Annotated in this window: 13 protein-coding genes; 5 read left to right on the plus strand and 8 right to left on the minus strand. The window is 69.8% G+C overall.

From position 1 onward, the window contains the following. Positions 1-70 precede the first annotated feature (70 nt). The 7 genes from paaZ to pdhA form a co-directional block, all read right to left on the minus strand. A complete protein-coding gene (gene paaZ, locus D3226_RS06490) occupies positions 71-2131 on the minus strand; it encodes a phenylacetic acid degradation bifunctional protein PaaZ (RefSeq protein WP_202381628.1) in 2061 nt (686 codons plus the stop codon). Then, a complete protein-coding gene (locus tag D3226_RS06495) occupies positions 2128-3042 on the minus strand; it encodes a 3-hydroxyacyl-CoA dehydrogenase family protein (protein WP_202381629.1) in 915 nt (304 codons plus the stop codon). The genes paaZ and D3226_RS06495 overlap by 4 nt, the downstream gene beginning before the upstream one ends. Positions 3043-3044: 2 nt before the next feature. Continuing rightward, positions 3045-3803 (minus strand): enoyl-CoA hydratase/isomerase family protein, encoded by a 759-nt coding sequence (locus D3226_RS06500; protein ID WP_202381630.1) that lies wholly within the window; start codon positions 3801-3803, stop codon positions 3045-3047. Next, positions 3800-5017: a thiolase family protein gene (locus D3226_RS06505; protein WP_202381631.1), complete on the minus strand. Its 1218-nt coding sequence runs from the start codon at positions 5015-5017 to the stop codon at positions 3800-3802. Before D3226_RS06505 ends, D3226_RS06500 begins: the two co-directional genes overlap by 4 nt. Positions 5018-5194: 177 nt before the next feature. Further along, positions 5195-6616: a dihydrolipoamide acetyltransferase family protein gene (locus D3226_RS06510; RefSeq protein ID WP_202381632.1), complete on the minus strand. Its 1422-nt coding sequence runs from the start codon at positions 6614-6616 to the stop codon at positions 5195-5197. Further along, positions 6613-7704: an alpha-ketoacid dehydrogenase subunit beta gene (locus D3226_RS06515; RefSeq protein ID WP_202381633.1), complete on the minus strand. Its 1092-nt coding sequence runs from the start codon at positions 7702-7704 to the stop codon at positions 6613-6615. Before D3226_RS06515 ends, D3226_RS06510 begins: the two co-directional genes overlap by 4 nt. Continuing rightward, positions 7701-8795 carry a pyruvate dehydrogenase (acetyl-transferring) E1 component subunit alpha gene (pdhA, locus tag D3226_RS06520; protein WP_202381634.1) on the minus strand — a complete coding sequence of 365 codons (1095 nt, stop codon included), beginning with the start codon at positions 8793-8795 and terminating at the stop codon, positions 7701-7703. Before pdhA ends, D3226_RS06515 begins: the two co-directional genes overlap by 4 nt. Before the next feature lie 156 nt (positions 8796-8951). Here pdhA and D3226_RS06525 point away from each other — a divergent pair, with 156 nt between their 5' ends. The 3 genes from D3226_RS06525 (at position 8952) to D3226_RS06535 (ending at position 11448) form a co-directional block, all read left to right on the plus strand. Beyond that, positions 8952-9395: an Lrp/AsnC family transcriptional regulator gene (locus D3226_RS06525; RefSeq protein ID WP_202381635.1), complete on the plus strand. Its 444-nt coding sequence runs from the start codon at positions 8952-8954 to the stop codon at positions 9393-9395. Positions 9396-9522: 127 nt separating this feature from the next. Further along, a complete protein-coding gene (locus D3226_RS06530; RefSeq protein WP_202381636.1) occupies positions 9523-10890 on the plus strand; it encodes an MFS transporter in 1368 nt (455 codons plus the stop codon). A gap of 93 nt (positions 10891-10983) precedes the next feature. Continuing rightward, entirely contained in the window at positions 10984-11448 is a 465-nt protein-coding gene (locus tag D3226_RS06535; protein WP_202381637.1) for an aminoacyl-tRNA deacylase, read from the plus strand. On the opposite strand, the gene D3226_RS06540 is transcribed toward D3226_RS06535, so the two are convergent. Further along, the gene (locus D3226_RS06540) at positions 11406-12326 is read right to left on the minus strand and encodes a carbonic anhydrase (protein ID WP_202381638.1); all 921 of its coding nucleotides are present in this window, start codon (positions 12324-12326) and stop codon (positions 11406-11408) included. The two genes, D3226_RS06535 and D3226_RS06540, sit on opposite strands and share 43 nt — an antisense overlap. Before the next feature lie 120 nt (positions 12327-12446). On the opposite strand from D3226_RS06540, the gene D3226_RS06545 reads away from it, so the two are divergent. Both D3226_RS06545 and D3226_RS06550 read left to right on the plus strand, forming a co-directional pair. Further along, entirely contained in the window at positions 12447-13622 is a 1176-nt protein-coding gene (locus D3226_RS06545; protein ID WP_202381639.1) for an acyl-CoA dehydrogenase family protein, read from the plus strand. Positions 13623-13812: 190 nt separating this feature from the next. Next, on the plus strand, positions 13813-15204 hold the full coding sequence (locus D3226_RS06550; protein ID WP_202381640.1) for a peptidoglycan DD-metalloendopeptidase family protein: 1392 nt from the start codon (positions 13813-13815) through the stop codon (positions 15202-15204). Positions 15205-15251 lie beyond the last annotated feature (47 nt).

Here is a 15251-nt window from a genome sequence, read left to right on the forward strand (position 1 = left end):
TTCCCTGCGCGGGGGCAGGCTGCAGTGCGTGGCAAGCTACCCCCGTGCAGGGAATCTACCCTGCACCGGGCTACGCGGCGGCCGGCTCCGGCGTCTTCGAGACCAGGGTGAGTACGTCGTAGGTCGCTACGATTTCGTCGTTCTGGTTGGTGAGCACCGCGTCCCAGTGCACCTCGCCGTACTCGTCGGTCTCGCGCGGCACGATCTGCTTCGCGGTGAGCGCCACGCGCACCCGATCGCCGGGGGAGACCGGCGTGATGAAACGCAGGCTCTCGAGCCCGTAGTTTGCGAGCACGGGCCCGGGCTCCGGCGAGACGAACAGCCCGGCCGCAAACGACAGCAGCAGGTAGCCGTGCGCCACGCGGCCGGGGAAGAATGGGTTCGCGGCCGCGGCCTCCTCGTCCATGTGCGCGTAGAACGTGTCGCCCGTGAACTCGGCGAAGTGCGAGATGTCATCGAGGGTGACCTCGCGCGGCTCGGAGATTACCTGGTCGCCGATGCGCAGATCCTGCAGCGACTTGCGGAACGGGTGCACATCGTCGCGCGTTGCGGCGCCCGCGTGCCACACACCCGTGATTGCGGTGAGCATCTCAGGGCTCCCCTGGATCGCGGTGCGCTGCATGTAGTGGAACACCGAGCGCACGCCGCCCAGCTCCTCGCCGCCACCGGCGCGGCCGGGGCCGCCGTGTACGAGGTTGGGCAGCGGGGAGCCGTGACCCGTCGACGCGCGCGCGCTCGTGCGGTCGAGCGTGAGCACGCGGCCATTGCCCGAGGCGATGCGGCGGGTCAGCTGTGCGACAAACTCGGGGTCCGCCGACGCCACACTCGTGACGAGCGAACCGCCGCCGCGGGCGACGAGCTCGGCGGCCTGGGCGGGTGAACCGTACGTGATCACCGACGACACCGGACCAAACGCCTCGGTATCGTGCACGCGTGCCGCGGTCGCGTCAGCAAAGCGGAGCAGGATCGGGTCGAGGAATGCCCCGCCCGCGCCGCCGTCGCCGGCTTCCTGCCCGCCGCCCAACACGATGCGCCCGCCGCCGTCGACGAGCGCCTGCACCTGTCGGAGCACCTCGGCACGCTGCTCAGCGGAGGCGAGTGCGCCCATCGTGACCCCCTCGGTGCGCGGATCGCCGACAACAACCTTCGCAGCGATGCGCTCGGCGACGGCCGCCTCGACGGCGTCGGCGAGCTCGGCGGGCACAATCGCGCGCCGGATCGCGGTGCACTTCTGCCCGGCCTTCGTGGTCATCTCGGCGACAAGCTGGCGCACATAGCCGTCGAACTCCGGCGTGCCGGGAGCCGCGTCCGGGCCGAGCACGGAGGCGTTGATCGAGTCGGTCTCCGCGCCGAAGATCACACCGCCCGTCTGCACTGCGGGGTGCAGGCGCAGGCTCTCGGCGGTGGATGCGGAGCCCGTAAACGACACTACGTCGCCGAGCTGCGCGTGCTCAAACACATCGCGGATCGAACCGGTGACGAGCTGCACGGCGCCCTCGGGCAGCAGACCCGACTCCACCATGATGCGCACCATTTGCTCGGTGAGGTACGCGCCCGGCGTTGCCGGCTTGATGATCGTGGGCATGCCGGCGAGGAAGGCGGGCGCGAGCTTTTCGAGCGCGCCCCACACCGGGAAGTTGAACGCATTGATCTGCACGGCGACACCCGGCAGCGTCGTGCGGATATGGCGGCCGATGAACGAGCCATCCTTCGACAGCGGCTCGACCGGACCGTCCAACTGCACGCGGGCATTCGGCAACTCGCGGCGGCCCTTGCCCGAGTACGTGAACAGCACGCCGATGCCGCCGTCGATGTCGACCCACGAGTCGGTCTTCGTTGCGCCCGTGCGCGTGGACAGCTCGTACAGTTCGGCCTTGCGTTCGGTCAGCGCCAGCGCGAGCTGCTTGAGAATGACTGCGCGCTGGTGGAAGGTGAGCGCGCCGAGGCTCGCCTGCCCGGTTTCGCGCGCGTAGGCCATCGCCCCCGCGAGGTCGAGGCCGGCGCTCGAGACGAGGGCGACGGCCTCACCCGTCACCGCATCGCGCACCTCGGCGGCGGGCGTGGCGGCGAGGTCCGCAGCGGCGGGCTGCCACCAGGCGCCCTGGACGTAGCTCTGCAGCGTGCGTGTCATGGGGTGCTCCGTTCGGAAGGGGTGTCGGGCCAGTCGTAGAAGCCGGCGCCGGTCTTGCGGCCGAGCTTGCCCGCGGCGACCATGTCGCGCAGCAGCTGCGGCGGGGTGAAGTTCGGCCCGAGATCCCGCTCGAGCTGCTCGGCGATACCGAGCCGCACGTCGAGGCCGACGATGTCGGTGGTGCGGAGCGGGCCGGTGGGGTGGCGGTACCCCAGTTCCATCGCCAGATCGATGTCTGCGGCGGAGGCCACGCCCTGCTCCACCATGCGGATCGCCTCGAGCGCGAGCGCGACGCCCAGGCGGCTCGACGCGAAGCCGGGGGCATCGGCGACCGTGATGGGGGTCTTGCCGAGCGCGCGCACCCAGGAGCGTGCCCGCTCGGGCAGCGCCTCGTCGGTGGTGTCACACACGACCACTTCGATGAGTGAGGACGCGGGGACGGGGTTGAAGAAGTGCAGGCCAATGAAGCGGGCGGGATCGGCGAGGGCGCCGGAGAGCTGCGAGAGTGGGATCGACGAGGTGTTCGACGCGATCACCGCGGTAGGGTCCACCTGCGCCTCGATGCCGCTCAGCGCGGAGAGCTTGAGCTCGAGCAACTCGGGCACGGCCTCGACGACGAGCTCGGTACCCGCAAATGCTGCCGAGTTGGTCGCGACGGTGAGCGCGGCGCGAAGCGCTCGTGCGTCACCAGCGAAGCCGCGAGCGATCGACGCGTCGATGCTGCGCTCGATGCGCTCGCGCGCAGCCGATGCGGCGGCGTCGTCACGCTCGACGACGGTGACAGCGGCGCCGGCGAGCAGGAACGCGTGCGCAATGCCGCCGCCCATCCGGCCGCCGCCGAGCACCCCGACGCGTGCCGGTACGGTGTCGAGGCGGGCGCTCGAATCCTGCGCGTCAGTCTGCGCGGCCATCGTCACTTCTTCTTCCGGTCGAGAAACTCGGTCATGCGGCGCATCTTCTCGGGGCTGTCAAACAGGGTGGCCTGCTCGGCGAGATCGATCGCGGGGTGCGCCTCGCGCGGTGACCGGAGCACGCGCTTCGTGGCGCGGGTCGCCTCGGGGTCGAGCTTTGCGATGCGCCCGGCGATCTGTTCAGCTGCCGCGAGCGCCTCATCGCCGGTGTCGTGCAGGTGTGTGATCAGGCCAGCGGCGAGCGCCTCGTCGCCGGTGAGGATGCGCCCCGCGAGCAGGATCTCCGCGGCGAGTGGTTCGCCCACGAGCTCGCGGAGTCGCCAGGTGGCGCCGGCCGCGGCGATGATGCCGAGCCCCGTCTCTGGGTTGCCAATGCGCAGCGCGGGGGTGCCGACGCGGATGTCTGCCGCGTACGCGAGCTCGGCGCCGCCGCCGAGCGCGTAGCCGTCGAGTGCCGCGATCACGGGCATGGGGAGCGCTGCGATCCGCATGAATGCGCGCGTGTTGATGCCCGCCCGGGCGTCCGCCGCGCGGCGCTCACGCAGCTGCGCGATATCGGCGCCCGCCGCGAAGCTGCCGCCGGCGCCGTGGAGCACGAGCGTGCGGGGATCCCGCTCGAGACCCGCGCACAGCTCGTGCAGCGCGTCGATGAGATCTTGATCGATCGCGTTCCGCTTCTCGGGGCGATCGAGCGTGGCGAGGATATGGCTGCCACGATCCTCGATGCGCAGCGCGCCGGACGCGGGTGCTGCCGCGCTCATGCGTCGACCCGCTCGATGATCGTGGCGGTGCCCTGGCCTACGCCCACGCACATGGTGGCGAGGCCGTACCGAGAACCCTCGCGCTCCATTCGTCCGAGGAGGGTCACCAGGAGGCGTGAGCCCGAGGAGCCCAGCGGGTGCCCAAGCGCAATCGCGCCACCGTCGGCGTTGACCCGCGCGGGATCGAGGCCGAGCCGCCGAATGCACGCGAGCGACTGCGAGGCGAAGGCCTCGTTGAGCTCGACCGAGCCGATGTCTGCGGCGGAGAGGCCGGCGCGGGCGAGCGCCTTCTCGGTGGCCGGTACGGGGCCGAGCCCCATGACCTCGGGGGCGAGTGCGGCCGACACGCTCGTGACGATGCGTGCGCGGGGAGTGAGCCCGTAGCGCTCGATGGCCGCGCCGCTCGCAACCAGGAGTGCGGAAGCGCCGTCGTTCAGGGAGGACGCATTGCCCGCGGTGACGACTTCGCCGCCGCGCACCACGGGGCGCAATCCCGCGAGCACCTCGGCGGTGGTGTCGGGGCGGGGGCCCTCGTCGGTGTCGACGAGCCGGGTCGCGCGGCCGTGCGGGGCCTCGACGGGCACGATCTCGTCGCGGAAGTGCCCGGCGGCGATGGCGGCGACCGCGCGGCGGTGGCTTTCCACGGCGAACGCGTCGGCGTCCGCGCGGCTGATGCCGTCAACGCGGGCGACCTCCTCGGCTGTCTCCGGCATGGTGAAGGTTGCCTTCTCGCGCGCGGCGAGCTCGGGGTTCGTGAAGCGCCAGCCGATGGAGGTGTCGAACTGCTCGCCGGGCTTCGCCCAGGCGCGACCCGGCTTCTCCTGCACCCAGGGCGCGCGTGTCATGGATTCGACGCCGCCCGCAACGATGAGATCGGCGTCGCCCGCGCGGATGGCCTGCGAGGCGTTCGCCACCGCGGTCATGCCTGAGGCGCACAGCCGGTTGACTGTGTACCCGGGCAGCTCGTCAGGCAGTCCGGCGAGCAGCACAGCCATGCGTGCCACGTTGCGGTTGTCCTCGCCTGCCTGGTTGGCAGCACCAAAGATCACCTCGTCGAGCGCGCCAGCGGCGATCGCCTCGGCGCTCAGCCCGGACCGCTCGACCGCCGCGCGCAGCACGGTGGCCGCGAGATCGTCGGGGCGAACGCCCGCGAGTGCGCCGCCGTAGCGGCCAACCGGGGTGCGAACCCCTCCTACGAGATATGCCTCTGGCATGGGCGGTGACCTCCTCGTCGTGCCCCGAACGCCCGTCACTCGAATTAGTGACTGATCGGTCGGTAATGAATTCAACAATAGGGTGCCGCGCGGGGTTTTCGCAAACACCGCGCGGCACGCGTCCGGGCCGGTGAAACGGCCGGGGGCGCGGCGGCCTGAGCCCCCGCGCCCCCGCGCTCACACCCGGGGATAGGCGGCGAGCGGGTGCTCCAGCATGTCGACCACGGCCCGCAGGAAACCGGCTGCGTAGCCGCCATCACACACGCGATGGTCAAACACCAGCGACAGCTGCGCGATGCGCCGTGGCACGATCTCGCCCTCGACCACCCAGGGCCGCTCGATCACGCGGCCGATGCCGAGGATCGCCACGTTCGGGGTGTTGATGATCGCCGCGGAGCCGTCGACGCCAAAGGCGCCGTAGTTGTTCACCGTGAACGTGGAGTCGCGCATCCGCTCGGGCGGTGTGCGGCCATCCCGCGCGGTCGCCGCAAGCTCGCGCAGCGCCCCGTCGAGTCCGGCAAGGTCGAACGCATCTGCGCGCGGGATCACGGGAACCATCAGCCCCCGCTCGGTGTCGACCGCCACGCCGAGGTTCACGCCGTCGAACAGCTCGAGCGCGTCGCCGGACTCGGTGAGCCTGCCTGCGAGCAGCGGGAAGCGCTCAAGCGCCAGCAGCACGTAGCGCGAGAAGAGCGCCGTGAATGAGGGCGCCTTCGCATCGGCCGCCGCCATCGCCGGGCGCAGCCGCCAGAGCTCGGTCACATCAACGTCGACCCACACGGTGGCCTCGGGGATCTCGCTGCGGCTGCGGCTGAGCGTGGCGCTCACGGCCTTGCGCAGCTGGGTGAAGCGCTCGGTCTGCACTACCCGCAGCGGCTCTTCGTTGGCTGCGGCGGGGGCCGAGCTTGCAGCGGCGTGTGCGAGCGTCGCCGCGGCCCGGAGCACGTCCCCGCGGGTCACCGCGCCGTCCGCGCCGCTCGGCTCGAGCGTCCGGGGATCGACGCCGAGCTCGCGGGCGAGTCGGCGCACAATCGGCGAGCGCACGGCCACCGTGCGGCCCGGCACCGAAGCAGTCCCGGCGTGCGCGGGCAGCGTGGGGCGCGGTGGCTGCTCGGGGCGGCCGGCGGGCTCAGGCGCCGCGGGGCGCTCCGGCGGGCGGCCAGCCGCGCCGCGTCGGCGCCTGCGCCCCTTTGCGGGGCCCGCGCCCGTGCCGTAGCCGATCAGCACATTGCCGGAGCCGGCCTGCTCCTCGGCGCGGTACGCCTCGTGCTCGGCGGAGGATGCGGGCGCTGCAGCGGTGCTGGGCGCAGCACCACCGGCAGCGCTGTCGTCGGCGGTGGGCGCAGCGGAAGCCGCTACGCCGTCCTCGATCTCGATTACGGGTGCACCCGTGAGGATCGTGCCGCCCTCATCGCCGTGCCGCGCGAGCACGGTCCCGGCAAACGGCGACGGGAGGTCGACGATGCTCTTCGCGGTCTCGACCTCGGCGATCACCTGGTCGATACCGATCGTGTCGCCCACCGCCACGGTCCAGCGCACCAGCACGGCCTCGGTGAGGCCCTCGCCGAGGTCGGGCAGCATGAAGGTCTGCACACTCATCGCTCATCCTCCTCGAAGTGCAGGGAATCGATCGCGTCGAGCACGCGGTCGACGTCGGGCAGGTTCCAGTGCTCGAACTTGGGGGAGGGAAACGGCACGTCGAAGCCGGCCACGCGGCGCACGGGCGCCTCGAGGTGCTCGAAGCACTGCTCGAAGACGCGCGCCTGGATCTCGGAGGCGACGCTTGCGAAGCCCGGCGCCTCGGCGATGACCACCGCGCGTCCCGTGCCCCGCACCGCGGCCATCACGGTCTCGTCGTCGAAGGGAGTGAGCGTGCGGACATCGACCACCTGCACGCTGCGCCCGTCTGCTGCCGCCGCTTCGGCTGCCGCCAGTGCGACGGGCACGGACGGGCCGTAACTGATGAGCGTCACATCGGTGCCCTCGCGCACCACGCGTGCCTCGCGCAGCTCCGCGACGATCGAGGTGTCCACGGGGCCCTTCGACCAGTAGAGCTTCTTCGGCTCCATGAACACGACAGGATCGGGCGAAGCGATTGCCGCGCGCAGCAGCGAGTACGCCTCCTGCGGGGAGGACGGAGAGACCACGGTAAGGCCGGGGGTGTGCGCGTAGTAGGCCTCCGACGAATCGCAGTGGTGCTCAACGCCGCCGATGCCGCCGCCGAAGGGGATGCGAATAACGATCGGCATGCGGCTGGCGCCACGGGTGCGGTTGCCGAGTTTTGCGACGTGGCTCACCACCTGCTCGAACGCGGGCAGCGCGAACGCGTCGAACTGCATCTCCACAACCGGGATCAGGCCGTTCATGGCCATGCCGACCGCGGTGCCCATGATGCCGGACTCGGCGAGCGGGGTGTCGAAGCAGCGATCCTCGCCGAAGCGCGCGGTGAGCCCGTCCGTGATGCGGAACACACCTCCGAGCGCGCCCACGTCTTCACCGAAGATGAGCACGCGCTCGTCCTCGGTGAGTGCATCGGCGAGCGCGCGGTTGAGCGCTGCGGCCATCGTCATCGTTTCGACGGCGGGCGCGTGCTCGACGGTTCCGCCGCTCTGCGGGGTGCGGTGTGCGGTCTCGGGTGCGCCCGGCGCCGGTGCGGCGGGGCGCTGGGGGAGGGTTGCGGTGCTCATGCGGGAGCCTCCGTTCGTGCGATCTCGTCCTGCAGCAGCTGCCACTGGGCGGTGAGCGTTGCCGGGCGCTCGGCGTAGACATGGGTGAAGAGGTCTTCGGGGTCGACCTGGGGTTCGGCGTTCATGGCGTCGCGCAGCTCGGATGCGGTCTGCTCGGCCGCGGCCGTGAAGCGCGCCTCAGTCTCGTCGCTCAGGAGACCCGAGGAGCGGAGGTGCTCGCGCACCCGAGTGAGCGGGTCGCGTTCGATCCAGGCCTGCACCTCTTCGTGTTCGCGGTAGCGCGTATCGTCGTCCGCGTTTGTGTGCGCGAGCATGCGGTAGGTGTGCGCCTCGACGAGGCTCGGGCCGTCACCGCGGCGCGCACGGTCGACCGCGGCGCCGAGTACGGACATGAGCGCCGCAACATCGTTCCCGTCGACGCGCTCGCCCGGCATGCCGTAGCCGATGGCCTTGTGCGCGAGCGACGGGGCCGCGGTCTGGCGTGACAGCGGTACCGAGATCGCAAACTCGTTATTCTGCACGAAGAACACGACCGCCAGCCCGAACACAGCGGCGAAGTTCATGGCCTCGTGAAAGTCGCCCTCGCTCGTCGCGCCGTCGCCGCACATCGCGAGCACGACGGTGTCTTCGCCACGCAGCTTCGCCGCGTGCGCAAAGCCCACTGCGTGCAGTAGCTGGGTGGCGAGCGGCGTTGCCTGCGGGGCCACGCGGTGCTCGTTCGGGTCGTAGCCCGAGTGCCAGTCCCCGCGCAAGAGCACCATCGCCTGCTCGGGCTCAACGCCGCGCGCGATGACGGCGACGGAATCGCGGTAGGTGGGGAACAGCCAATCGGTGTCGCGGAGCACGCGTGCCGCGGCGATCTGGCAGGCCTCCTGGCCGTTGGACGACGGGTAGACTGCGAGTCGTCCCTGGCGCACGAGTGCGTTGCACTGATCGTTGATGCGGCGCCCCGCAACGAGGTCGCCGTATGCGGCGACGAGTTCATCGCCCGCGGGCGCGCTGAACTGCGAATCGGGAACCGGGGTGCCCGTTGGATCGATGAGCTGGACCGGGGTCTCTCTGGGCAGCAGCGAATGCGCTGAACTGGACACGGCTCCTCCTTGAGCTGACAAGAGTTCACGTTCTGTGTCCCTCAGCGTAGTGATCGTCCGTTTTTCTGGCGGTGTACCTGGACGAACCGCACGAAAGCTGCGACTATTGCGTACAAATGCACCTCGCAACGCGGCGTGGTGCGGAGAGGGCCCGCAATGGAGCTGGACGAGACGGACCGCGCGATTATCGAGGTGCTGCGGAAGGACGCACGCGCCTCAATGACGGCGATCGCTGAGGCGGTGCACATCTCACGTGCCGGCGCCCACGCGCGGCTCGGACGGCTGCGCGAGGCTGGCGTGATTACCGGCTTCACGATCCGCACGGACCCGGTGCGCTCGGGGCTCCACTCCTCTGCCTATGTGACGCTGTCCGTTGAGCAGCCTGCCTGGCAGGAGGTGCGCGAGCGGCTGATGCGCATTCCCGAAATTGAGCACATTGCGCTCGTGGGTGGCGAGTTTGACGTGCTGCTGCTCGTGCGCGCCCGCGACAACCGCGACCTCCGGCGGGTGGTGCTCGAGGAGGTGCAGGCGATCCCCTCGGTGCGTACCTCGCGCACCCTGTTGATCTTCGAGGACTTCCCCAACACGAACGATCGCTAGCTCCACTTGTCCGAGTGACCGCGCCCAGCCCCGGGTCGCGGCCGCTCAGGCGTGTGTGTACACTCGATGGCTATCCGACCGTTCGGTCAGGATATCCAGCAGCAGCGGACGAACAATGGAGTTCTCAATGACAGACACTGCAATAGCCGGAAGCGACGCCGCGCAGGCGGCGGCCCGACGTATCGAAGAGCGTAAGGTGCTCGCGGGCACGGTCGTTGGCACCACGATCGAGTGGTACGACTTCTTCATCTACGCGCAGGCGGCCGGCGCGGTCTTTGCGACGCTCTACTTTGCCCCGGCGGGCGAGACGGTCGGCCAGATCGTCTCCTGGGCCTCGCTCGGCATCTCATTCCTCTTCCGGCCGCTTGGCGCGATTGTGGCAGGCCACCTCGGCGACCGCCTCGGGCGCAAGCGCATGCTCGTGCTCACCCTCATCATGATGGGGCTCGCCACCGCGCTCATCGGGGTGCTCCCCACCTATGCACAGATTGGGATCGCGGCTCCCGTGCTGCTCATCCTCCTCCGCGTGTTGCAGGGCTTCTCGGCCGGCGGTGAGTGGGGCGGCGCCGCACTCATGTCGGTCGAGCACGCGCCCAAGCACCGCCGCGGCTTCTTCGGGGCCTACCCGCAGATTGGCGTGCCGCTCGGCATGATCCTCGCGACCGCAACGATGTGGGTCATCACCACGACACTCACGGAGGAGCAGTTCCTCACGTGGGGCTGGCGGATCCCATTCCTCTTCTCCATCGTGCTCATCGTGGTCGGCTACTTCATTCGCAAGACGGTGGAGGAGTCGCCCGTCTTCAAGCAGTTGCAGGAGCGTAAGGGTGAGTCGGCCACGCCGCTCAAGACACTGTTCTCGAAGCACGCGCGTGAGGTCATCCTTGCCGCGCTCATCTTCATCGCGAACAACGCGGCCGGCTACCTGCTCATCGCATTCTTCTCGACGTACGCCACGCGCCCCGTGGCAGACGGCGGCCTAGGGCTCGAGCGCCCACCGGTGCTGCTCGCAACCACGCTCGCCTCGTTCGGCTGGCTGTTCTTCACGCTGTACGGCGGCATCCTGTCAGACCGGATCGGCCGCGTGCGCACCTTCCAGATCGGCTACGTGCTGCTCGGCATCTGGGCGATCCCGATGTGGTTCCTCATCGATACCGGCAACCTGTGGCTCTACTTCCTCGCGCTGTTCCTGATGACCGTGGGTCTCGGTCTCTCCTACGGTCCGCAGGCCTCGCTGTACGCCGAGATGTTCCCCGCAGACGTGCGCTACTCCGGTGTCTCCATCGGCTACGCGATCGGCGCGATCTTCGGTGGCGCATTCGCTCCCATGATCGCCGACCTGGTGTTCGGGGCGACGGGCGCCTCGTGGACGATCGGCCTCTACATCCTCGGTGTCACGATCATTTCGCTGATCGCGGTGTCGCTCGTGAAAGAGCCGAAGGGCGTCAACCTGCACACGCGTTCGAACGAGGTGGTCGTGCCTGAGGAGGCGTGATCCCGCTCGAAGCGTGACGCCGCGGGGCGGTCGGGGAATCCCCGGCCGCCCCGCGGCGTTGTGTCGGGGGTACGCCGCACCGAGGGAGATCCAATGACCGAACACCCAGAGCTTGCCCGCGCGGCCGCCGACGCCGCCGAGCGCGGCCTGTCCGTCGAGTTTGTGGCGCGCACGGGTGAGGGGCCACCCGCCGATGGAATGCTGAGCGGTGTACCGATCGCGAAGACGATCGTGGTGCAGCGGCGCGAGGAGTTCGTCTTCGTCATCGCGCCGCTGGCCGCCCAGTTCTCCTGGCCGAAGCTGCGCGCGCTGCTCGGCGTAAACAAGCTGTCATTGCCCGATGCCGACGGTGCGTTCGACGCGACCGGCTACCCGCGCGGCGCGATCACACCGTTGGGCGCGCACACGCCGTGGCCCGTGATCCTCGACGCGAGCCTCGCCGGGCAGCGCATTGCGCTGGGCACCGGCGCGCACGGCTTTGGCGCCATCGTTGACGCCGATGCGCTCGCGCGCGCCTACGACGCGGAGTTCGCGGAGCTTTCTGCGACGGCTAAGTAGCCGGCCGCGGCCTCCTGCAGGATCTCCTGCAGGCCAGCGTCATCGCTCGCGGCCATGCGCAGCCCGGACTCCCAGCCGCCCGCGCGCATCGCTCCCACGGTGCGCTGCGCGAGGTCGTACACCCCGTATGCGGCGTCGCGACCGAGGTTCTGCGCGACCACGTTCGCGCTCAGCGCTGCGTTCGCGAGCGCGCTCAGGCCGATGAGTGCTTCGCGCAGCTGCGGGGAGTCCGCGGCGGCGAGGAAGGTCGCAGTGCCGGTGACGCGCTGCAGCGCGGCGGCCGCGAGTCGCACACTGCCAAACAGTGAGTCGACGATCTCGCGTAACGGGGCGAGACGCGCAACCTCAGGGTAGGTCTCGGGGTAGAGGAGCGCGTCGACCGCGGCGGTGACCGCGCCGCACTGCGAGTGGCCGATCACGGTGAAGAGCTGCACACGGGGCAGGTGCGCTGAGGCGTAGTGGAGGCTTCCCAGGCACTCGGCGCCCGGCACGTTTCCCGCGATCCGCACCACAAACAGGTCGTTCGCGCCGCGCCCCAGCGCCAGCTCGATCGGCACGCGGGCGTCCGAGCAGCTCAGTACTGCGGCGAAGGGCTCCTGGTTGAGGATGCCGTCGTCGTCCGAGCCGTTTACAAAACCGAGGGCCTCAGGGTCGAGCCGCATCTCGACGTCACCGCCCGTGCTGCCGAGTGAGCCAAAGCGACGGCTGCCCGCGGAAAGGAGCTCGAGGGCTTCCGCGGGGGAGTGCGCCTCAATCGGGGCGGGCCGGTCGGACTGCGCCACCCATCGGATCTGCAAGAGCCGATCCCGATCCGCGGTGTGTGCTGCGGGCCCCGCTTCGTCGCCGTGACCGCCCGTGTTCGATTCCGTTGTCCCCATGCGCAGCATCGTAGGCGCTCCGCCGCGAGCACGCACCGGGAATTCTCCGCGCAAGCTCCATGCGCGCGTAGGGTGGGATCCGGGGCACACGCGCCCCGCGAGTGAGAAGGAGCAGGCGACTTGGCTGATCGGGAGACACGGCACGCAGAGCTGGCAGAGCGATTCCTGCCAACGGAGCTCATGGAGCGGATCCGGGGCCGCGCGGCGCAGACTGATCGGGCGAACGAGTTCTTCACTGAGGACCTCGCCGAGCTGCGAGAGCAGGGGTACCTCACCGTGCTCGTGCCCGAGGAGTTCGGCGGACCGGGCCTCACCCTGCACGAGGTGTCGCGCTTGCAGCGGCGTCTCGCCGGTGCCGCCCCGGCCACCGCGCTCGCGGTCAACATGCACCTGATGTGTACAGGGGTGGCGCGTGCGCTGCGTGAGCGCGGAGACCACTCGCTCGACGGCGTGTTCGCCGAGGCGATGGCGGGCGAGATCTTCGCGTTTGGCATCAGCGAGCCCGGCAACGATTTCGTGCTGAGCGACTCGACCACCGCCGCAGTGCCGCAGGCTGATGGCGGGTACCGGCTCACGGGCACCAAGATCTTTACCTCGCTCTCGCCCGTCTGGACGAGGCTGATGACTCATGGCGTCGACGAGAGTGACCCCGATGTGCGCACGCTCGTCTACGGCTTTGTGACACGCGATACCCCGGGAATCACCGTGTCCGATCGTTGGGACGTGCTCGGCATGCGTGCCTCGCAGAGCCGGGCGACGAGGCTCGACGACGTTGAGCTGGCCGCGGACCGCGTGGTGCGCCGCTTGTCGGTCGGCCCCGATCCCGATCTCCTCACCTTCGCGATCGCCGCGAACTTCCAGCTGCTCATCGCCTCGGTGTACGCGGGAGTCGCTCGGCGTGCCCTCGACGTCGCGGCCGAGGGACTGCGCGCGCGTCGCTCAGCGAAGGCGGGCACGACGCTCGCCGAGGTGCCGGAGCACCGTGTGCGCCTCGCCGATGCGCACCTCGAGTTCCTCGCGGTGCCCGCCCTGCTCGACTCGACCACGCGCGACTTCGACGAGCTGGTGAATCACGGGGCCGGCTGGTCGCCGCGGCTCGTGGGCACGCGCCTGCACGCGACGACCGCCGCGCGGCGCATGGCCGAGGTCGCGTTGCTGTGCGCCGGGGGCTCCGGCTTCGACTCGGGGCACGAGGCAAGCCGCCTGTACCGCGACGCGGCGGCGGGGATGTTTCATCCGCCCGCAGCCGATGCCGCGCGCCCGCTCTTTGCCGCGGCGTTGTTGGACGAACAGTAGCGACATGCGGGTGCGCGCAGACCGCCACAGGGCACTACTGAGTCGACCGCGTGTCGCACCGAGATCGGCGGGATTCCGCGCTCGATCCGGGCGGTGCACCCCACTGTTCACTTTTGGCCCTACTCATGAGTAGCGGCCGAGTGCTAGCGTAAAAGCGGATTATTCTGCCGAGATTTGGATGCGAGGCGACATGCAGAAGCGAAAGACCAGCTGGCCGAAGCGCGCGATTGGGGTGCTCTGCGCAGGTGCCTTCGCGGGAGGCCTGCTCGTTGGCGGCTCGCTCACCACCGCCCCCGCCCCGGCTCAGGCGCTTGACCTCCCCACCTGGGACGACGTGCAGGCGGCGAAGGGCAATGAGGCCGCAGCGGCGAAGAAGGTCACCGAGATCGAGGGCCTCATCAAGGAGGGCGAGAAGGAACTTGACCGGCTGCGCAACCTGCACGCCACGAAGCTCGAAGAGCTGAACGTCGCAGACGCGAATGCTCGCGAGGCCGCCGACCGCGCGCAGCAACTGCGGGCGCAGGCCGAGCAGAGCCAGAAGGAGGCCGAGGAGGCCGCCGATCGTGCGGGCGTGCTCGTCGCGCAGATGTACCGCTCTGGCGGCGTCGATCGCAGCATGGAGCTCTTCCTGGACGCCGACGAGAAGACCGCTGACGCGCTGCTCGAGCGCATGGCGTCGATGTCGAAGGCGACCGAGCGCAACACGCAGCTCTCGGAGGAAGCGCAGCAGGCAGCGAACACGGCAGACACGCTCGGCAAGCAAGCGAAGGCCGCCGAGAAGGAGCGCGAGGAGCTGCGCGAGCGCGCCGCCGTGCTCGAGGCCGAGGCCGCGACCGCCGCCGCGACGCAGGGCGAGAAAGTTGCCGAGCAGGAGGGCAAGCAGCGCGTGCTCGAGACCCAGCTCGCTGCGCTCAAGGACACGACAAGCAAGACTGTCGACGGCTACGAGGAACGCCTGCGCATCGAAGAGGAGCAGCGCCGTAAGGAGGCCGAGCGCCTCGCCCGCATCGCGGAGGAGTACCGCAAGCAGCAGGAAGAGCTCGCGCGCCAGCAGCGGGAGCAGGCGAACAACGGCGGTGGCAACACCGGTGGTGGGAACACGGGTGGTGGCAACACTGGCGGTGGGAACACGGGTGGTGGCAACACTGGCGGTGGCAACACTGGCGGTGGCAACGGCGGCATCTCGAACGGCTGGGTGATCCCCACTAGCAATTACTACATCTCTGACTACTTCGCACCCCCCGGGCGTCCGAACCACACCGGCATCGACCTCGCGACGGCGTGCTACACGCCCATCGTGGCCGCCGCGAGCGGCACGGTCGGCATGGCGTACTGGGATCCGTATGGTGGCGGCAACATGGTGACGGTGAATCACTCGACCGGCTGGCAGACGCGCTACGCGCATATGGCACAGTGGGCCCTTGTCGGGCAAGGGCAGCAGGTTTCTGCTGGCCAGGTCATCGGCTACGTCGGCACCACGGGGTCGGCGAGCACGGGCTGCCACCTCCACTTCGAGATGCGACTGAACCAGGACGAAGGCTGGTACGGCTTCGTGAACCCGGCGTTCTACATCAACTTCTAGGAACGATGTGCGTCGCCCGCGGGCGACCCACCCACGACGAAGGGCCC

It is taken from the genome of Leucobacter chromiireducens subsp. chromiireducens, assembly GCF_016758255.1.
GTDB classification, from domain to species: domain Bacteria; phylum Actinomycetota; class Actinomycetes; order Actinomycetales; family Microbacteriaceae; genus Leucobacter; species Leucobacter chromiireducens.